Source organism: Arsenicibacter rosenii (genome assembly GCF_001870735.1).
Classification (GTDB): domain Bacteria; phylum Bacteroidota; class Bacteroidia; order Cytophagales; family Spirosomataceae; genus Arsenicibacter; species Arsenicibacter rosenii.
The window spans coordinates 318,959-338,478 of the sequence record NZ_MORL01000002.1; the positions used below are offsets into that span (position 1 = coordinate 318,959).

At 52.2% G+C, this 19,520-nt stretch carries 15 protein-coding genes; 8 read left to right on the plus strand and 7 right to left on the minus strand.

What is annotated here, in order from left to right; all coding sequences use genetic code 11:
- Nucleotides 1-50: 50 nt before the first annotated feature.
- Complete coding sequence (locus tag BLX24_RS05285; RefSeq protein WP_229201708.1) at nt 51-950, minus strand: N-acetylmuramoyl-L-alanine amidase family protein; 900 nt, start codon at nt 948-950, stop codon at nt 51-53.
- A gap of 41 nt (nt 951-991) precedes the next feature.
- Here BLX24_RS05285 and BLX24_RS05290 point away from each other — a divergent pair, with 41 nt between their 5' ends.
- The gene (locus tag BLX24_RS05290; protein ID WP_229201709.1) at nt 992-3,925 is read left to right on the plus strand and encodes a putative LPS assembly protein LptD; all 2,934 of its coding nucleotides are present in this window, start codon (nt 992-994) and stop codon (nt 3,923-3,925) included.
- Nucleotides 3,926-4,060: 135 nt separating this feature from the next.
- On the opposite strand, the gene BLX24_RS05295 is transcribed toward BLX24_RS05290, so the two are convergent.
- Nucleotides 4,061-4,870, minus strand: coding sequence for an SRPBCC family protein (locus tag BLX24_RS05295; RefSeq protein ID WP_071502042.1), 810 nt, complete (start codon nt 4,868-4,870; stop codon nt 4,061-4,063).
- A gap of 141 nt (nt 4,871-5,011) precedes the next feature.
- The gene (locus BLX24_RS05300) at nt 5,012-5,254 is read right to left on the minus strand and encodes a type B 50S ribosomal protein L31 (RefSeq protein WP_071502043.1); all 243 of its coding nucleotides are present in this window, start codon (nt 5,252-5,254) and stop codon (nt 5,012-5,014) included.
- A gap of 469 nt (nt 5,255-5,723) precedes the next feature.
- On the opposite strand from BLX24_RS05300, the gene BLX24_RS05305 reads away from it, so the two are divergent.
- From BLX24_RS05305 to BLX24_RS05315, 3 genes are all read left to right on the plus strand, one after another.
- Complete coding sequence (locus tag BLX24_RS05305) at nt 5,724-8,189, plus strand: ribonucleoside-diphosphate reductase subunit alpha (protein ID WP_071502044.1); 2,466 nt, start codon at nt 5,724-5,726, stop codon at nt 8,187-8,189.
- Between the two features lie 220 nt (nt 8,190-8,409).
- Nucleotides 8,410-8,595 carry a UPF0175 family protein gene (locus tag BLX24_RS05310; RefSeq protein WP_229201710.1) on the plus strand — a complete coding sequence of 62 codons (186 nt, stop codon included), beginning with the start codon at nt 8,410-8,412 and terminating at the stop codon, nt 8,593-8,595.
- A 173-nt stretch (nt 8,596-8,768) separates the two neighbouring features.
- Nucleotides 8,769-9,551, plus strand: a complete 783-nt coding sequence (locus tag BLX24_RS05315) for a LytTR family transcriptional regulator DNA-binding domain-containing protein (protein ID WP_071502046.1) — start codon at nt 8,769-8,771, stop codon at nt 9,549-9,551.
- A 307-nt stretch (nt 9,552-9,858) separates the two neighbouring features.
- Here BLX24_RS05315 and BLX24_RS05320 read toward each other — a convergent pair whose 3' ends face one another.
- Nucleotides 9,859-10,842, minus strand: a complete 984-nt coding sequence (locus BLX24_RS05320) for a phytanoyl-CoA dioxygenase family protein (RefSeq protein WP_071502047.1) — start codon at nt 10,840-10,842, stop codon at nt 9,859-9,861.
- 142 nt (nt 10,843-10,984) lie between these two features.
- Here BLX24_RS05320 and BLX24_RS05325 point away from each other — a divergent pair, with 142 nt between their 5' ends.
- Entirely contained in the window at nt 10,985-11,827 is an 843-nt protein-coding gene (locus BLX24_RS05325) for an AraC family transcriptional regulator (RefSeq protein WP_071502048.1), read from the plus strand.
- Between the two features lie 62 nt (nt 11,828-11,889).
- Here the strand turns inward: BLX24_RS05325 and BLX24_RS05330 are convergent, their stop codons facing one another.
- Together BLX24_RS05330 and BLX24_RS05335 are read right to left on the minus strand one after the other, a co-directional pair.
- Nucleotides 11,890-12,894, minus strand: coding sequence for a c-type cytochrome (locus BLX24_RS05330; RefSeq protein WP_071502049.1), 1,005 nt, complete (start codon nt 12,892-12,894; stop codon nt 11,890-11,892).
- A gap of 309 nt (nt 12,895-13,203) precedes the next feature.
- Nucleotides 13,204-14,703: a peptide MFS transporter gene (locus tag BLX24_RS05335; protein WP_071502050.1), complete on the minus strand. Its 1,500-nt coding sequence runs from the start codon at nt 14,701-14,703 to the stop codon at nt 13,204-13,206.
- 112 nt (nt 14,704-14,815) lie between these two features.
- Between BLX24_RS05335 and BLX24_RS05340 the strand changes: the two genes are divergently transcribed.
- From BLX24_RS05340 to BLX24_RS05350, 3 genes are all read left to right on the plus strand, one after another.
- Nucleotides 14,816-16,069, plus strand: a complete 1,254-nt coding sequence (locus BLX24_RS05340; RefSeq protein WP_071502051.1) for an MFS transporter — start codon at nt 14,816-14,818, stop codon at nt 16,067-16,069.
- A gap of 335 nt (nt 16,070-16,404) precedes the next feature.
- The gene (gene pckA, locus BLX24_RS05345; RefSeq protein WP_083421811.1) at nt 16,405-18,033 is read left to right on the plus strand and encodes a phosphoenolpyruvate carboxykinase (ATP); all 1,629 of its coding nucleotides are present in this window, start codon (nt 16,405-16,407) and stop codon (nt 18,031-18,033) included.
- Nucleotides 18,034-18,120: 87 nt separating this feature from the next.
- Nucleotides 18,121-18,747 carry a peptidoglycan DD-metalloendopeptidase family protein gene (locus BLX24_RS05350; protein ID WP_071502322.1) on the plus strand — a complete coding sequence of 209 codons (627 nt, stop codon included), beginning with the start codon at nt 18,121-18,123 and terminating at the stop codon, nt 18,745-18,747.
- Here BLX24_RS05350 and truA read toward each other — a convergent pair.
- Nucleotides 18,744-19,520 (minus strand): tRNA pseudouridine(38-40) synthase TruA, encoded by a 777-nt coding sequence (truA, locus tag BLX24_RS05355; RefSeq protein ID WP_071502052.1) that lies wholly within the window; start codon nt 19,518-19,520, stop codon nt 18,744-18,746. The genes BLX24_RS05350 and truA overlap by 4 nt on opposite strands.

The window sequence follows — 19,520 nt, forward strand, 5'->3', positions numbered from 1 at the left end:
CCGGGTGAAATCTTTCTTTAGCCTACAACCCAAACGGACCGGTGGAATGTTTAATCCGCCGATTCAATTTCCTGCTTATATTGAGCAAAGGCTTTAAAAAGGGCAAAGGCAATCTCTTCCTGACCTTCTTCGGAGGCCAGATACGCTTCTTCGTTCGGGTTAGTCAGGAAGCCGGTTTCGACCAGTACACTGGGCATGGTTGTCCGCCATAGTACCACAAATCCGGCTTGTTTTACGCCGCGGCTATGCCGTTCGGCGTTGCTGTTGAAGCTGCGCTCCACCTTTTCGGCAAAGTTGATGCTGCTGCCCATAAAGGCGTGCTGGTAATTGGCCAGCATGATGTGGGCCAGCGGCGAGTTCGGGTTAAACCCCTTGTATGTCTGCTGGTAATTGGCTTCCTGCAGGATAACCGAGTTCTCCCGTTTGGCTACTTCGAGGTTGCCTTCGGTTTTGTGAAGCCCCAGCGTATAGGTTTCCGTGCCATATAACCGGCTCGACTGCGCATTGGCGTTGACGTGAATCGAAATAAACAGGTCGGCCCGGTTGCGGTTAGCAATGGCAGAGCGCTCGGCGAGTTCGACAAAGTGATCGCTGGCCCGCGTCAGAATAACCCGGACGTTCGGCATTTCGGTTTTTATCTGCCGCGCCAGCTGTAATCCGATTTTCAGCACAATCCGTGACTCGCGGTTACGTTTTGTCATACAGCCGGGGTCCTTGCCACCGTGGCCGGGATCGATTACGACCGTACGCAGCCGGTTTGGCCCGCCTTCCGGGGTGGCTGGCTGGCTGTTGGCGATGGTGTCCTGAAATACCGGCTGTTGCTGAACCGTCAGCGCCAGTAAGGGCCATACCAGGATCATAACAGGCCCGCCGATTGTGCCAAACAGGACTTTAATAATTTTTAACGGCACAATCTGTTTGAAAGCAATGATTGGAAAAGCCTTCGTCATAACTTTGCATAACCCGGGTTGTGGGTATTTTAGTAAATCTAATGTCTTTGACAAAACTGGTAAATACATACTTTATTATACGGACCGTATCAAAATGCGTATCGGGAGCCATTTTGATCGGGCTGGTGCTTCTGTTTCAGGTAACTCAGGCACAGACAGTACCACAACAACCGGCTAAAGGTGGTCTTCCGGCTCCGCCCACACCGGCACAGACCGTACCGGATAAGCCAACCGGCTCGCCGGGGGTGATCCGTGCCCTCTCCGGCCGTGACTCCTCTGCCGTTGCCGGCCGCGATACCCTGCGGCAGGATTCCCTTAAAACAGACGATAGTTTCCGGACAACGGTCACCTATTCGTCGAGGGATTCAACCATTTATTCGGCCAACGGGCAGATTATGGAACTGTACGGTGATGCAAAGGTAACATACGGCGATATAGCACTCAACGCCGACTACATCCGGCTGAACTATACGACCAACGAAGTATATGCCAAAGGCCGTTACGATTCGACCTCCCGGAAGATGGTTGGTCTGCCGGTTTTTAAGGATGGTGCCGACCAGTATGATACCAAAGAAATCCGGTACAATTTTCGGACCAAAAAGGGAAAAATTCAGGGTGTTGTTACGCAGCAGGGCGAAGGTAATATTCGCGGGAAGGATGTTAAGAAAGATGCCGACGACAATATGTATATCCGGGGAGCTATCTATACCACCTGTAACCTGGCCACACCACACTTCCACATTAACGCTACCAAGCTGAAAGTTGTTCATAATAAACAGGTAATTGCCGGACCCTTTAATCTGGTAGTCAATCAGATACCGCTGCCGATCGGGTTGCCGTTCGGGTTTTTTCCGTTTCCGAAGAAAAAGGACAACGGGGTGTCAGGCATTCTGATGCCGCAATATGGTGAGGAACCCAACGGGCGGGGTTATTATCTGCGCGACGGAGGGTATTACTGGGCGGTAAATGAGCATTTGGGCCTGCAGTTCCGCGGGCAGATTTATTCTAAAGGAAGCTGGGGCCTTGGCACGACAGCCGCCTACAACAAACGCTACTATTACAGCGGCGGATTTGACCTGCGCTATGCCCGCAACCGCTCCGGCGACCGCGTCGATACAACCCAGAGTCCGCGGAACGATTTTTCGATTACATGGTCCCATTCTCCCGTGCCGCGCGGGCGGGGAACGTTCTCGGCCAACGTAAACGTGACCAGCAACAGCTATAACTCGACGAACTCCTATGATGTGCAGCGGTATACATCCAACGTAGCCGGTTCATCGGTGCAGTATAACCGGACGTTTGGGCAGTATGTGCGGTCAGGGGCGAGTTTCCGGGTAAACCAGCAGTTTGGGCAGATCAACCCGGTAACCTTCCGGAAAGAAAACGGTAAGACCGACATCTCTACGGATTTCAACCTTGGGGTTAACCAGATCTCGCCTTTTGCGCTGAACGGCGGTTCGGGCCGGTGGTATGAAAGCTTCCGGGTTGGTTTTGATTTCCGTGGTCAGGCAACCATTAATAACACCCGCCGCACGCAGGTAGATACCACAGGCCTTGGCTTTACCGTCATTCCGCCGGATGGCGTAATCTTAAAAAGCCGGGCCGAGTACATTGCCGACAGTATTGCCCGGGCGCAGGCTATCCGTGACGGGCAAGTGGTAACGGACCCGAATATATTTGCCTTTAGCTGGGGTAACCGTGAAACAATCTGGCGGAATGGTACGATCCAGAGTTCATACAGTATCCCGATTTCGCTGCCTAACGTGAAGCTGTTTAAGTACATCAACCTGACGCCGGGCTTCTCGCTGGCCGGAGATCTGTACACCAAGAAGCTCAACTACACGTATATCCCATCGCAGAAAGGCGTCCGGATCGATACACTGAAAGGGCTGTTCCCGACCTACAATTTTGCGGTAAACGCCAGCATGAACACGCGGGTATACGGGACGTTCTTCTTCAAAGGCAAACGCCTGCAGGCAATCCGGCACACGCTGGCACCGTCCATTGCGTTCAGCTATGTACCGGACTTTTCCAATCCGTCGTTCGGGATGTTTCAGGAACTGCCGGAGGAGCTGGGGCTGCCGTCGTATAAGCGCCGGATTTCGCGTTTCCGCGGCTTAGGTGGTTCGGCCGGATCGGCCACGTCGGGGCAGTCGGCGTTTATTTCGTTTGGTTTCGTGAACCAGCTCGAAATGAAAGTCCGGTCGCGCAGCGATTCGGCGGGCAGCGAGTTCAAGAAAATTCCGATTTTTGATAACATCAGCATGACCGGCAGCTACAACATGCTGGCGGCCGAATATAAGCTGTCGAATATAAACCTGAGCGCCAACACGCAGATTTTCAAGAATATCAGCTTCAACTTCTCGGCTACCTTTGATCCGTACAGCTATGTAGAAGTGCCCACCAGTTCAACGGCATCAACCTCGGGCGTCCGGAATTTCGTCCGTGTCAACCGCTATGCTGTATCCGAAGGGCAAGGACTGGCCCACCTGCAAAGTGCGCAGATCTTCCTGAGCGGCCGGCTGGCCCCTCCGGGTGCCGATAAGTCAAAACGCCCTGTTCCGGGCGCATCAGACGCGACCATGCGGGCCATCAATACCAATCCGGACCTGTATGTCGACTTTAATATCCCCTGGTCGCTCAACGCCAGCTATTCGTTCGGGGTCAGCAATTATCCGGGAGCGCCAAGTGCTATCATCCAGACCCTCAACCTGACGGGTGATTTCAGCCTGACGCCGAAGTGGAAATTTACGTTCAGTACAGGGTTTGACTTCCAGGCAAAACGCCCGTCGCTGACCACCGTAGGGGCCACGCGTGACCTGCACTGCTGGGATATGTCGTTTAACTGGACACCGTTTGCGGGCAGTGCCCAGCGGGTCAGTAACTACTCGTTTGAATTACGCGCCCGTTCGTCCATTCTTCAGGAGCTTAAGCTCAGCCGTCGCCGGAGTTTCTACGACCGGGGCGGATTCTAGGAAGATGTACGATGTACGATGTACGATGTACGAGTGACGATGTACGATTTGTGTATGAACTCACGGATTCATAAGCTGACCGGGGCGGTTTCTAATAACAAAAAAGCGGGTAAGGAGCTCTTACCCGCTTTTTTGTTAATGAACCGGCGTTTGCCACGAAGGAACGGGTTCGTTGAGCGATGGATTGATGCGTTCCTGCACCGGGTTCATCGGCCCCGTGTTGGTTTCGAGATAGTGCTTGAAGCGTTTGATGTCGTCCTTGATCATTTTCTTAAAGACCGGGTTGAACAGGCTGGCCAGGGCTTCGCCCACCAGTCCTTCCGGAGCCCGGTACTTGATGGTAGCGATGATGGTTGTGCCTCCGTCGGGTGCGTCAATAAACTGGACTTCTCCTGAGTTATCGACGGTGGCCCCCGGGACAGAGCGCCACATCAGCCGGTTATTGGTATCTTCTTCGGTGATTTCGGCATCCCATTCAATTTTTGACATCGACTGAACGGTCTGATTCTGCACGTCGAGGCGTGCGACCCAGTGCGAGCGTTTGGCGTCGAGTTGCTCCACACGTTCGAGGTGATGCATGAAGCGGGGCAGGTTTTCGAGCTGCCGCCAATGCTGGTATACGTCGGCACGCGGCTGCTCAACCGTGACGGTCTGATGGATCTCCATCACTTTGGTTTCGGTTTTACCGTCTGCCGTATTACGGCCGATAGCCTCGTTAACCGGGCAGTGACCGGTTGCGCCGCGGAAGGCGAGTGCGCCGCCGATAGCGGCGAGCAAGGCCCCGCCGATACCGCCCCGGCGCAGGCCGATAGTGGCCAGCAGGGCCCCGCCGCCCATTGAGGCCCATCGTTCGTTTTTGCCGATATTGATCCGGCTTGAGCCACTTGCAATCGGATCGACCGGTACTGTCCGCAGCACCAGCGCGTTTTTGTTGTTCGTTGCCATAGTCGTCAGGTTATGTATTACTCTATTTGTTAACCGGGCTAATGGCAAAATGTTGGGGTTAATCAGGGAACGGGATGGGCATAAAACCAAAACGCCCCGCTACAGGTCATGCAGCGGGGCGTTTTGTAAGCTGTATGCGCATTACTTCATGCCGTATTTCTTACGGAACTTGTCAACGCGGCCAGTGATGTCGAGAAGAACGTTCTTGCCAGTATAGAAAGGGTGTGACTGTGAGCTCACCTCGATCTTAACCAGTGGATACGTTTGACCTTCGAATTCGATTGAGTCTTTTGTTTGGACTGTCGAACGAGTTACGAATTTATAATCACTCGACAGATCGTGGAATACCACGTCGCGATACTCCGGGTGAATGCCTTTTTTCATAGTATTTCTTTGATTTTCTTGCCTTTGCTCGGTTGCCGACCGAAAAGGACTGCAAAAATAACTAGTTTTGGGCTGGTTTACAACAAATTGACGCCGGATTTCTTTTTTAGACCGCTGAGTAGATTTCATAGCGGCTGATTTTGGGCCGGACCGGAATATTTTCTAATTTTCGATACTGGTTCAGGCCACAGGCGGGCCGGCTTTTTTCCTCTTCCAGAAATTAGACTATTCGAAGTTTTTACGATTTCGATATGATATTCATCACAGCTTCATCTAAGTGGTTAATGATTAGCACTTACTAGTTGTCAGATAAGTGCACTAGAGTTTGATTTTTCGAAGGAATTGCAAAAACATGACACCTTTTCGTTTGCTTTTGCGTCTATCGGAATAGTACCTTTAACGAATAGTTCATTTTGGCGGAGAGCCATTTTGCGATAAACAGATCATTTACGATAAACAACCAATAACCATGTACGTCATCAAACGTGATGGCCGGCGCGAATCGGTAAAATTTGACAAAATTACTGCTCGGATTGAGCGACTCTGCTATGGGCTCGACCCGGTTCATGTGCATCCGATTGAGGTGGCCATGAAGGTTGTTAACGGCTTGTATGACGGGGTTAAAACAACCGAATTAGACAACCTGGCCGCTGAGACAGCGGCTTCGATGACCACGAAGCACCCGGATTATGCCATCCTGGCGGCACGCCTGGCCATCTCAAACCTCCACAAGGAAACCCAGAAGTCGTTTTCCGGAACGATCAAGCGGTTGTATAACTATGTGGATCCGAAAACGGGCGAAAGCGCAGCCCTGATCTCAAAAGAGGTGTATGACGTAATCCGGAAAAATGCGTCGCTCCTCGACTCCTCGATTATCTATGACCGCGACTATGGCTATGATTATTTCGGATATAAGACACTGGAAAAATCATACCTGCTCAAAATGGAAGGTAAGATCGCTGAACGTCCGCAACATATGCTGATGCGGGTGGCAGTCGGGATTCACCAGGACGATATCGAAGCCGCCATTGAGACATATAACTTACTGAGTGAGAGATGGTTTACGCATGCTACGCCAACGCTTTTCAACGCGGGTACGCCGAAACCACAGATGTCGAGCTGCTTCCTGCTGACAATGAAAGACGACAGCATTGAGGGCATTTACGATACCCTGAAGCAAACAGCTAAGATTTCGCAGTCGGCGGGTGGTATCGGCCTGAGCATCCACAATGTGCGGGCAACCGGTACTTACATCAAAGGCACCAACGGTACGTCAAACGGGATTGTACCGATGTTGCGTGTGTTCAACGACACAGCCCGGTATGTAGATCAGGGAGGCGGAAAACGGAAAGGTTCGTTCGCCATTTATCTTGAACCATGGCATGCTGATATCTTCGACTTTTTGGATTTGAAGAAGAATCACGGTAAAGAAGAACTCCGCGCCCGCGATTTATTCTTTGCCCTGTGGGTACCTGATCTGTTCATGAAGCGGGTAGAAGATAACGACACCTGGTCGCTGTTCTGTCCGCACGAATGCCCCGGTTTGGCCGATACATACGGTGAAGAATTCGAAGCCTTATATACACGCTACGAGCGTGAAGGCAAAGCCCGGAAAGTGGTGAAAGCGCAGGACCTGTGGTTCGAAGTGCTGGAATCGCAGACCGAAACCGGTACGCCATACATGCTGTATAAAGACGCAGCGAACAAAAAATCGAACCAGAAAAATCTCGGTACAATCAAGTCGTCGAACCTGTGTACGGAGATCATCGAGTACACGTCGCCGGACGAGGTGGCCGTTTGTAACCTGGCCTCCATTGCACTGCCGAAATTTGTGGTAGCGGGGCCGGACGGGATACTTCGGTTCGATCATCAGAAATTGTACGAAATCACGAAAGTGGCTACGCGCAACCTGAACAAAATTATCGACCTGAACTACTATCCGGTGGAAGAAGCCCGTCGCTCCAATATGCGTCACCGGCCAATCGGTTTAGGGGTGCAGGGACTGGCCGATGCGTTCATTCTGCTGCGCATGCCGTTTGAGTCGGATGAAGCCCGCCGCCTGAACGAAGAGATTTTCGAGACAATCTATTTCGGTGCCATGACGGCCTCGATGGAACTGGCGAAAGTCGAAGGCGCTTACGAGACATGGAAAGGCTCGCCGATTTCGCAGGGTATTTTCCAGTTCGACATGTGGGGGGTAACACCACAGTCGGGCCGCTGGAACTGGGAAGAGCTGCGCAACGAAGTAGTGCAACACGGTGTCCGGAACTCCCTGCTGCTGGCACCGATGCCAACCGCATCGACGAGCCAGATTCTGGGCAATAACGAGTGTTTCGAACCATACACAAGCAATATTTACACCCGTCGGGTATTGTCAGGTGAGTTTGTTGTCGTAAACAAACACCTGCTGCGCGATCTGGTAAAACTGGGTCTGTGGAACGATAGCATGAAAAACATGCTGATCGCGGCCAACGGCTCGGTACAAGCCATCCCGACGATTCCGCAGCATATCAAGGATCTGTACAAAACCGTTTGGGAGATCAAGCAGAAACATATCATCGATATGGCTGCCGACCGCGGTGCGTACATTTGCCAGTCGCAGTCGCTCAACATTCACATTCAGGATCCGAACTTCGGCAAGCTGACGTCGATGCACTTCTACGCGTGGAAGCGTGGTCTGAAGACGGGTATGTACTACCTGCGTACGAAGGCTGCCGCGGATGCCGTTAAGTTCACGGTTGAGAAACAAGCCGAAGCGCAGATCAATCCGGCAGTAGTGGCCGTTCATGAGCAGCCGCTGAACTACCAGCAGTATGCACAGGAGCACGCGGCGCAGGCCGTAGCAGCCCCCGTCGTTACGGATCTGGAGCAGCAATATGCCGCCATCGCCTGTTCGCTCGACGATCCGGAAGGCTGCGAAATGTGCGGAAGTTAGGCTTTAATTACCATCTCAGTAGCTACAGTTTTGTGGTATTAACATCAGAACTTGTTAGATGGCAACTAAAGTTGAATTTCAATATATGAATCGATAAATGATCTTAAACGGCATGCTCAAAATAAGTTTGAAGATGATAATTGTGACGTTTGCGAACAATCATTATCACTTCCCTCTGAACTTGTTGTTTTAGGTTAAGTGTTTGTTTATAAGATCAATTGTGCAGGAATTAATAACTGCTCAAGCTATCAGCCTTTACCAGGAGAAAGTACTGTCAATGGGTCAGGCGGCAAGTTTAGTAGGTACGGATAGAATAAACTTCCGGAAACTACTGGCCGATCTTAAAATACCTGTAAATTATGATGTTGATGATTTTCAGGAAGACCTTGAAACGATTACGCAATAAATATTGACAGGTTACTTACCACAACCTCAAAAAAACCGGCCCCCTCAAGGCCGGTTTTTTTGGGCCCACAGGATAGACAAATCCATTAGTTTCATAATCCAACTTCTTAAAGATATAACTTTGTTGTTAATGAAAATATATAATTAGTAACAATTTTGTAGGCGCTAATAGGTATGAGCTTTATTAATGACGTCATTCGGCATCCTGTACTAATCAGTCATTTATCCGGAGCGAATAATTATACCTGGGTGCATTTCAGGGCAGCCTCAAAACTCCTCATCAGTAAGCCATTACGTTATTTTGAGGAGCGGTTTCCGGAGTTTATACGGCTCCATAAGGTGGTGTTGGCTAATCCAACGTGTATAAAAAAGGTTATCCCGCCGCCTACCCTCAAAAAAAGCGGTGCGGTTGAGCTGGAGGATGGTACGCGGTTACCAATCAGCCGCCGCCGATGGAAGGAAATTTCGGATGCTATCACAACAGCGGGTCAGGAAACAGAGCTGACTAAGGACGCACCGGTGATCATGTTTGTTACCGGCGATCGTAATAAAGGCTTACTGCTTCAGCAGTTTATCGAAACTACCTACAGCCCGTATCACGTACACATTATGCCTCAGGCAAACCTGGTTTGCGGGTTATTGAATGAAGTGCCCGCTACTGATCTGCCGGTTTTGATCATCCTTGATACACGGCTGTCATTTCAGGAGTCGTTAAGCGTGGTAAGGCAGTTGAAAAGCAATAAACATACGTCTTTCCTACCTGTTGTTGTACTGGTCCGTGAAGATGAAAAGGAGGGCGTTTATCATCATTTCCTGCACTACGCCAACTCGGTTATCTCTGTTCCCGAACAAAATACAACGTTTGTTGAAACCATAAAATGGCTTTGTGAGTACTGGCTCCGGTTCAACAGGTTACCAAACCAGGTCATTCTCGAAGAATGGGGTATGGTGAGTTGAACCATAGCAACGTAACACAAAAAGCATAGCTGTTTGTATCCGATTATGCTTTTTGTGTTAGTATCAGATAAAAATTTAAAAATAATCTTGTCGTATATGATAAGTTAAGTAACTGAAAGCGTAGTTCTTACGTACAGGCTACGCTCACGGTAATCTTATACTTTCATATGAGATACTTCTTTTGCATAGTAGCGTTTCTACTTAGCACCTCCGTTCAGCAATGAAATTACAATCCGGTTTACGTTTGTGTTTGATGTGTAGGGAAAACGTTGCCGTCAGTGCTGTAAAGCTGACGGCAACGTTGACGTTACCAGGGCGAACTTCCCAGGAGTTTTTCTCCCAGCGGTGAGAGTACGGCTGTCTCATAACGGGTTTTCTCCCAGTTCCGCGGGTCACCGGGAAACGCATAGCCGTCTGGTGCGATACGGTCTTTCCACGAACGGATGCGCCATTGCCGGAGCGCTTCATTGTCTTCTTCGGCAGGCATCATCGAAACATACTGCGCAATCCTGACTTTATTGCCGGAGTGGTTGGGACGGATGCCGTGAGGCTGGGTACTGTTGAATATCAGCAGATCGCCGGCTTCCAGTTTCACTTTCACGATCTTATCGTCAAAACCGGTTATGTCGGGCCGGAACCGGTTACGGTCATCGGGCTGAGTCAGTTTCCAGGTGTCGTAGGTGCGGAACAATTCAGGAATACACTGAAAACCACCCATGTTTTCGTCGGTCTGATCGGCGAGGGCCAGGACGCCCTGCACATTTTGCGGCCGTGTTTCCGGGTCATAGTCCCAGTGAATAAACCCTTTAAACGTGTCCTGCGGCCGTAATGGCATATTGAGGTTACAACGGTCGATGGTTACCCAAAGCTTATCGGTTCCCCAGATATCTACAAACGCATCATATACCCGCTGTGTCTGACGGTTATCCCACAAATACTGATGGTTATAGAGTTCAACCATGCCGCTGCCGACCAGCTCTTTCATCTGCATATCGGCCCGGGGCGGGGCATACCAGGTTGCCGGATCATTGGGGTCTTTCTCTTCGAACTCCCAGATAAATTGGGCCAGTCGCTCGGCCTGTTCTTTAGGAACGGCCTGTTTAATAACGATATAGCCGTTGTGAGTCCAGAACTGCCAGTCTTCCTCCGAGAGTACCCGTAAAGGAACACCGTTTGAGCGGTCGTTTAGTTTCTGGCGGCTGCTGGTGGCCGTCGACGGGTTGCCGGGAATGTCTTTATGGGCCTGATTCGGGCTCATGGTTGGTGTCATGGTCGGGTTCATCGTTTCCATTGGAATAGTAAATTACCGTTATTTGATAAGACAAAAGTAGGCTGGTGTCAGATGGATAACTACACCGATAGTGGCCACTATTTGAACAATATTGATATTTTTGGGAATAAGTTAGTGTCTATAAAAGCAGATAAGGACAAAAATGAAGCTCATCCGCGAAGAGGTACAGCCTGATCAGAACAGTTCGTTCAAGCTCTTTACGCCCAGACTGAACGATTTCTACTACTGGCATTTTCATCCGGAATATGAGCTGGTGTATATCGAAGGGGCCGACGGACCGCGGCATGTCGGTGATCACTTATCACGTTACAGCGGCAGCGATCTGGTATTGATCGGCCCGTATATTCCGCACCTGAATTTCGATTACGGCGTGCGGACCGGCTACCGGAAAGTAGTCGTGCAGATGCAGCCCGATTTTATGGGTATGGCTTTCGCACAAACGCCCGAGCTGTCAGATATTGCCCGGTTGTTGGAGCAGGCGCGGCAGGGCATTGCATTTGACGGAAAAACAAAGCAGGAGGCCGGGCAGAGGCTGCTGCGGTTACACTCGGTAAGTCATTTCCGGCAGTTGATGGAGTTACTGGCTATTTTTCAGTTGCTGGCTACGTCGGCGGAGGCAATGCTGCTCCATAGCCGCCCCGTTGAGCAGGCCTATAACCAGCGGCAACAAGACCGGATTCAGCAGATTTATCGGTTTATCGACCAGCATTATCAGCGCCGGATGGAGGTAAGCGAGCTCGCCGATCTGACGAACCTGACGCCGGCCGCTTTTTGCCGTTACTTCAGGCAAATGACCCGGATGACGTTTACGGAGTATGTCAATCAGTATCGGGTAGTGCAGGCTAAAAAGGGACTGCTACAGGGCCGGTCGGTGACAGAGGCTTGTTTTGAGAGTGGCTTCGAAAGCCTGTCGTATTTCAACCGCGTATTCCGGCGGGTAACCGGCCAGAATCCGTTGCAGTTTAAAAAGGATATGCGGCGGTAGAACAGAGGGTTGCCGATCTTTGCGGAAGATCAACAACCCTTCTGCTCCTGTTACGAATCCGGCTACTTCGCCGCTACAGCCGGAGCGGTTGGGTTAAACACCACCACTTTGTTTTTTATCGGCTTTACCGTTTTCAGGTAGGCATAGATGGCGCCCAGGTCGCGCTCGCTCATGCCGGCATACATGGTCCATGGCATAATCGTCTGCATTTCGCCCTTATTAACCTTGTGTGGCTGATAGCCTTTCGAGAGGTCGTAAGACTTGAAACGGGCGATAAACGCATCTTTAGTCCAGCGGCCGATACCGGTTTCCGGATCAGGGGTAATGTTGGGTGTTTGCAGTGGTCCCATCGGGCTCGCCATTGGGTTACCACCGGCAAAGTCCATACCTGGTACCGGTTTGCCTTGTTCAGCTTTCGTATGGCAGTCGCCGCAGGCGGCTGCATTGGTCAGGTAACGACCCAGTGCTACCTCGTCAGTAGTATCCGGCATGGCCTCAAACGCGGGCTTTTGCGGGATCGTGTTTACAATAAAGTTCAGCGGGAAGTCAAGATGGGCATCCGGAACCTGGTTCTGAATCGGTTGCAGGCTGCGCAGGTAGGCAACGATCGCTTCCGCGTCGTTACGGTCCATATGGCCGTAGCGCGGGTGCGGCATAATCGGAAAAAGCGCCCGGCCGTCTTTGCTGACGCCTGATGTAATCGCGCGCAGTACCTCCCCATCGGTCCAGCCGGTCAGACCGGCGGGGGTAATGTTGCGGGAGTAGACTTCGCCGGGCACACCGACTTCGGGGCCAAACCGTCCGCCGCCTTTGCCCAGACTATTCGGGACCAACGGGGCCGAATAAAGTGACCAGTCGCGGGTGCTGTGGCAATCCATGCAGACACTGACGTGGTTGGCCAGGTATTTGCCCCGTTCAATTTTGGCGGCGGTAGACTGGATTTTCACCGCTTCGGCTGCGCCAACCGATGCTCCCGGCAAACCCAGTTTAACAAATGTAAGCAGACCGGCAACACCGATAAGCAGAATGCCCAGGCCAATGCCGGCATAACGGATAATCTTCTTCATGGGGTGACTTGTTATTGAGGTTACAAAAAGAGGTATATATAGTTTATATCTTGTGGATATAAGGTGACAAGACGTAAAACTGCCTGAATTACTGATGACTAGGCTGAGTGTACCTGTATTTGCATCCTTTTTTTTCAGATGCTACAAAATTGTACACTGGGCGGGCTGCTGACAACCTGAAAACCGGTGAAGCAGCAGAGGAGACGAATAAACCGTGTGAAGTATGGGATCAGTTGTAGGCGGGAGCGGTCATAAAAAAGCCCCGGTCGATGAACATCGCCGGGGCTTCAGAGAAGAGACTAAAAATAGTTATTGAATACCACCCATCCACTTTTTCAGTGGTTTGGCAAAAAGCAGCATCAGAATACCGAAGCCAAGGCTGAAATACGCCACATTCTGGAACATAGCCGGCATCTGCTGAACGTTTTCTTCATCGAAACCGCCTGCAAACAGACCGGCGATCAGGTTACCCAGCGACGCGCCGACAAACCAGATGCCCATCAGCTGACTGACATAGCGTTTCGGCGAAAGTTTGGTGAAGGCACTCAGCCCGACCGGACTCAGACACAGTTCGCCGAGCGTATGGAACAAGTACGTAAAGGTCAGGAAAACCGGCGAGGTCAGCTGGCCGGTAACCGCAATTTTCGACGCAACCACCATGATCAGGTAGCCAAGGCCCAGTAACAGCAAACCCGTTGCCAGTTTGGCCGGAGCCGGGAAGCTGATATTACGATTGGCCAGGAAGATCCAGAGCCCCGCCATAACCGGCGAGAACGTCAGGATAAAGGCAGGGTTGAAGTTCTGGAACCAGCTTGAGGGCATTTGCCAGCCAAACAGGTTCAGGTCGGTATGCCGGTCGGCAAAGATCTGAAGCGAAGACCCCTGCTGTTCGAAACCGGCCCAGAATAAGGCCGCCGCCAGGAAGAACGTAAACAACACGGCAACCCGCTTTTTTTCGACCGGAGTCAGGCCGCCGGCCAACAGAATATAAATGAAGTAGCTCACGGCCACCAGCGAAATGATGGTACCCATGGCCTTCGCCAGTCCCTGGGCGGTTGTCATATCGATCACGCCCGAGAATTGCAGCACCATCAGAATGACCGCCAGACCCACCAGAAATCCGATCAGGGACTTGTTTCCGCCGGTTGCGGCTGCTTCGTCGCTGTTGCCGGTCTTTTTGGGTTCGTTTCCGTACTGGCCGAGGTATTTCTGGCCCAGCGTCCGGAAGGTAACCATGCCAAGGCCCATGCCAACAGCGGCGGCTCCGAAACCATAGTGCCAGCCAACTTTCTGACCCAGATACCCGACGATGGTAATGCCGAGGAAGGAGCCCAGGTTAATACCCATGTAGAAGATTGAAAAAGCCGCATCGCGCCGCGCCCCGCCTTCCGGGTATAATTCGCCGACGATTGAACTGATGTTGGGCTTCAGCAGACCCGTACCGAGCGCTACCACACAAAGGCCGAGGTAGAAAATAGCCGTACCGGCCGGAAAGGCCAGAATAATGTGGCCGAGCATAATAATCAGGCCGCCGTACCAGATAGACTTGCGCTGTCCCAGAATGTTGTCGGCGATCCAGCCGCCGGGAAGCGATAAGAGATAAACCGATGCGGTGTATAAACCATAAATAGCTGCACCTTCTGATTCATTAAGGCCCATGCCGCCGCTGATCTTGTCGAGCAGGAAAAGCAGCAGAATGGCACGCATGCCATAGTAGCTGAAACGTTCCCACATCTCGGTGAAAAACAGCACGTAAAGCCCCGGTGGGTGGCTTTGTTTCTGTGCAGGTGCATTGAGGGTTGATTCCATTAAAAAAAATTGGGTTTTAGTCGCGTTGTAAACGATAAAGTTTGGTAATTAACGACAATATAATCCCTAAAGATACAGGTCAGCCCTAAATCTGCCAAAACCCAGCCTTGCTATGAAATACCGCTACCGCGTTCTCGGCTTTCTTTTCTTTCTGTCGATCATTACCTATCTCGACCGTGTCTGTATTTCGGTCGTCGGGCCGCGCATGAAAAAAGAGCTGGATCTGACCAATGAGCAGTTTGGGTATGTGCTGAGTGCGTTTGCGCTGGCCTATGCGCTGTTCGAAGTCCCGACCGGTACGCTTGGTGACCGGATCGGGCCACGGCGGGTGCTGGCCCGGGTAGTAAGCTGGTGGTCGGCTTTTACGATGCTGACCGGCACGGCGTTTAGTCTTGTGTATCTGGTTGTTATCCGGTTTTTGTTTGGTATGGGTGAGGCTGGTGCATATCCCAACAGCTCGATTGTGATTGCGCGCTGGTTCCCTAAAACCGAAACAGGACGGGCTCAGTCGTTTATCTGGGGGGCCGGGCGGATTGGCGGGGCGTTGTCTCCGCTGATTGTGGTGCCGGTAGCGGCAGCTTTTGGCTGGCGGGCCTCGTTCTGGGTAATGGGTGGCATCGGGCTGGTCTGGGCCCTGGCGTGGTATAGCTGGTTCCGTGACTTCCCGCACGAGAAAAGCGGTCTCTCTCCGGAAGAACGAGCCGAGATAGAAGCCACCCGCAGCTATCAGGCCCATGGCGATGCCCGGAGCCACCGTATTCCGTGGGGCGCCATTTTCCGGAACCGGAATATGTGGGCGATCATGATGATGTTTCACTTTTACATGTACGGGGCCTATTTTTTTACCGGCTGGCTACCGACCTATTTGCAGGAAGGGCGCCAGTTTTCGGAAGATGACATGACCTTGTTTGCCACGCTGCCGTTTTTGCTCGGAGCCCTCGGGTGTTTTACCGGTGGTTACGCCAGCGACTGGCTGGCCAAACGGTATGGCCTGCGTTTTGGCCGGCGGGTGGTCGGGCTGGTAGGCATGTTTGCGTCAAGTGTGGTGATGTTGTCGGCGGCTATGGCAACCAGTAACCAGACGGCGGCCCTGTTGCTTGCGTTAGGCATGGCGTTCAAAGACCTGACCTTGCCGGTTTCGTTTGCCGTCTGCGTCGATGTCGGCCGGAGCAAATCCGGAACGGTGTCGGGAGCCATGAACATGGCCGGCCAGTTGGGCGCATTCTTTCTGGGCATCCTGTTCGGTAAAATCGTTGATGCTACCGGTGATTATAACTACCCGCTTTACCTGATTGCCTTTCTGCTCCTGTGCAGCAGCCTCCTCTGGCTGATCATCGATCCGACGAAAGAAGTGGAACTGGAGTAAAGAGCGAAAGAGTGATAGAGCGAAAGAGTGATAGAGCGAAAGGGCGATAGAGCGAAAGAGTGATAGAGTGAGAGGGTGGCAGCCGTCAGGTAAAGAATCTGCTCGTGACAATGGATAAAGAACAGGGTGGGTATGCATTCGCCAAAGCGACGTTATGCGGTCACTCTTTCAGTCTTTCTGTCTTTCACCGCGCGGCGGCTTATCCGCTATGCGGGTCGCTCTTTCGCTCTTTATCTCTTTCGCTCTTTGGATTTCGATCAGTTTATAAGGTGATTGTCGACATAGGGTGTCAAATCGGGTTATACTTATTTTACCCTCAACAAACGACTCCGACTATGACAATCGCACAACATACTGCCGACGTGGCCGATGCTCCCGCCGGTAACTCCCGAAACGACGCTGTTTCGTTTTCCTGCAAACAGCAGTTTGACAATCTGAGCGCCGCCGAACTGGTTGAACATGCCATCCGGAACGGTGAAGGAGCCCTGACGGATACCGGTGCGCTCGCCTGTGATACCGGTGAGTTTACCGGACGGTCGCCGAAGGACCGGTATATTGTGAAGGACGAAACGACGGCCGATGAGGTGTGGTGGGGCGAGGTCAACATTCCGTTTGATGCGGATAAGTTTGACGGGCTATATCAGAAAATGCTGGCCAATCTGGCCGATAAGACGGTCTACACCCGATCGGCTTATGTCTGCGCACTGCCCGAATACCGGCTCAATGTGCAGGTAATTAATACCAAAGCCTACCATAATCTGTTTTGTTATAACATGTTCCTGCGGCCAACTGCTGAGGAACTTGCCAATTTTACGCCCGATTTTACCGTGATCTGCGATCCTGACTTTCGGGCCGATCCGGCAGTCGACGGCACCCGAAGCGCCAATTTTGCCATTCTGAACCTGACACGCCACATGATTCTGATTGGCGGAACCGGGTATACGGGCGAAATGAAAAAGGGAATTTTCTCGGTTCTGAACTTCAAACTACCCGTTGAGCGGCATACCTTGTCGATGCACAGCTCGGCCAACGAAGGCGAATCCGGTGATGTCGCGGTTTTCTTCGGGTTGTCCGGAACGGGTAAAACCACGCTTTCGGCCGATCCGCACCGGTCGCTGATCGGTGACGACGAACATGGCTGGGGCAGGGACGGGGTCTTCAATTTCGAAGGAGGCTGTTATGCTAAAGTTATTGATTTATCGGCGGAGAAAGAGCCTGAGATTTATAAGGCAATCCGGTTTGGGGCCATTCTTGAAAATACGCGCTACAGGGAAAATACCCGTGAGGTCGACTACGCCAATCGGGAGGTTACGGAAAATACCCGGGTTTCGTACCCGATTCACTTCATCGACAAAGCCAAAGTGCCGTCGGCCGGCGGGGTGCCTAAAAACATCTTTTTCCTGACGGCCGATGCCTTTGGCGTGTTGCCGCCCATTGCGAAACTAACCACCGGCCAGGCGATGTATCATTTTATTTCGGGATATACGGCTAAAGTGGCAGGTACTGAAGTGGGTGTTACGGAGCCTAAAGCTACGTTTTCGGCTTGTTTCGGGGCCGCCTTCATGCCGCTTCATCCAACCCGCTATGCCGAAATGCTGGGCGAGAAGATGAATGAGCACGAAACGGCCGTCTGGCTTATCAATACCGGCTGGACGGGCGGCGCTTACGGCACCGGCGAACGCATGAAACTCCGCTATACCCGCGCCATGATTACAGCCGCTCTGAACGGTGAACTGGCCGATGTAGACTATATAAACCATCCGGTATTCGGTGTGGCGATTCCGCAACATTGCCCGAACGTGCCGGCCGAAATACTGAACCCAGGGGACACGTGGCAGGATAAAGACGATTACGACGCAACGGCGCAGAAGCTCGCCGGGCTGTTCCGCGACAACTTCGGCAAATACGAAGCGTTTGCGAATGACGAAATCCGGGCGGGCGGACCTGTGAACCCGGCGGAATAACCGGTGACGGTAATCGTTGTGAAAACGCGGATTGTTTGGCAACTTTGGTTGGCTAAACAATCCGCGTTTTCTTTAAATCAGCAACCTGTGGTTATTTCCATCCCCTCGTATCTCATTCTTGACTTTTCGGCCGCCAATCCGGACCTGGCTACCCTTGACCTGACCGACACGGCTGTGTTTTCGGACTATGTGTTTGACAAGCTCCGGCAGGCTAACGTCCTGGTCGGGGTGGGCGGCTACAACGAGCATCGGGTGATTTACCGGCGCAGTGCCCATTTTCAGCAAACCGCCGAACCCCGCGAGATTCACTTAGGCATTGATTTGTGGGCCGATGCCGGGACGCCGGTATATGCGCCGCTGGATGGTGTTGTACACAGTTTTCAGGACAACAACAACTTCGGCGATTATGGCCCGACGATTATTCTGGAGCATCAGTACGCAGGCAAACCTCTGTATAGCCTGTATGGCCATCTGAGCCGGTTATCACTCGAGGGGTTGTATGAGGGTAAGCCGGTGAAGGCGGGGGAGACGATTGCGGAGATCGGGCCATATCCGGAGAACGGCAACTGGCCGCCACACCTCCATTTCCAGCTCATGACCGATATGCTTGGTCTGACAGGGGACTTCCCTGGCGTATGCAGCCTGCGCGACCGTGACCGCTACCTGGCCATATGCCCCGACCCGAACCTGTTTTTGGGAATTGAAGGGCTCTAATCCATATCGTCCCTGACGGGGCGGTTGGCCAGTACCCCGTCAGGATAACCTACTTCAACCAGATACAGCCCGTTGGCAGGTGCCGGCGCCCCGAGCTGGCTGCGGTCTCTGGCGAGAATCAGCTCCTCAAACCGTTCGAGCGACAGCCGTCCCTGCCCGATTTCCAGCATTGTCCCGACAATGGTCCGTACCATTCCCCACAGGAAGCGGTTGGCTTTAATGTGAAACGTCAGGCAGCCGGGCGTTGTGTAGCGCCAACAGGCAAAGGTCAGTTCACACTCATAATGCATAACATCCGGCCGGAATTTGCTGAACGACCGGAAATTGCGGTGTCGCAGCAATACCTCGCATGCCTGGTTCATGATCTCAACGTTTAGTTCGGGCCGGAAGTGAAGCGTAAGGTGTTGCCGGAACGCGTCTTTATGGCGGGTGATATGATACTGATAATACCGGGAGCGGGCGGAGAAACGGGCGTGGTCGGTGTCGCGGACCGGGAAAATAGCATGAATGGCAATGTCGGGCGGGAGCATGCAGTTCAGCGAATACAGGAAATCATCGCTTAAAGGCAGCGGACTGTCTACATCAAGATGCACGAACTGTTGCCGGGCATGCACCCCCGCATCCGTGCGCCCGCTGGCAACGATATACATGGGTTTGCCCAGACGCTTCGTCAATACATGGCTGAGTGTTGCCTGAATACTGGTGCCGTTTGCCTGCGTTTGCCAGCCGCTGTAATTCGTCCCCTGATACGAGAGTTCAATAAAATAACGCAT

Bases quoted from the DNA above. Each gene is read 5' to 3' on its own strand.
- BLX24_RS05315 (WP_071502046.1), top strand. From the start codon at position 8,769: ATGAGCTTTATTAATGACGTCATTCGGCATCCTGTACTAATCAGTCAT.
- BLX24_RS05295 (WP_071502042.1), bottom strand. From the start codon at position 4,870: ATGGCAACGAACAACAAAAACGCGCTGGTGCTGCGGACAGTACCGGTC.
- BLX24_RS05340 (WP_071502051.1), top strand. From the start codon at position 14,816: ATGAAATACCGCTACCGCGTTCTCGGCTTTCTTTTCTTTCTGTCGATC.
- BLX24_RS05305 (WP_071502044.1), top strand. From the start codon at position 5,724: ATGTACGTCATCAAACGTGATGGCCGGCGCGAATCGGTAAAATTTGAC.
- BLX24_RS05285 (WP_229201708.1), bottom strand. From the start codon at position 950: ATGACGAAGGCTTTTCCAATCATTGCTTTCAAACAGATTGTGCCGTTA.
- BLX24_RS05320 (WP_071502047.1), bottom strand. From the start codon at position 10,842: ATGGAAACGATGAACCCGACCATGACACCAACCATGAGCCCGAATCAG.
- BLX24_RS05325 (WP_071502048.1), top strand. From the start codon at position 10,985: ATGAAGCTCATCCGCGAAGAGGTACAGCCTGATCAGAACAGTTCGTTC.
- truA (WP_071502052.1), bottom strand. From the start codon at position 19,520: ATGCGTTATTTTATTGAACTCTCGTATCAGGGGACGAATTACAGCGGC.
- BLX24_RS05335 (WP_071502050.1), bottom strand. From the start codon at position 14,703: ATGGAATCAACCCTCAATGCACCTGCACAGAAACAAAGCCACCCACCG.
- BLX24_RS05300 (WP_071502043.1), bottom strand. From the start codon at position 5,254: ATGAAAAAAGGCATTCACCCGGAGTATCGCGACGTGGTATTCCACGAT.
- pckA (WP_083421811.1), top strand. From the start codon at position 16,405: ATGACAATCGCACAACATACTGCCGACGTGGCCGATGCTCCCGCCGGT.
- BLX24_RS05330 (WP_071502049.1), bottom strand. From the start codon at position 12,894: ATGAAGAAGATTATCCGTTATGCCGGCATTGGCCTGGGCATTCTGCTT.
- BLX24_RS05290 (WP_229201709.1), top strand. From the start codon at position 992: ATGTCTTTGACAAAACTGGTAAATACATACTTTATTATACGGACCGTA.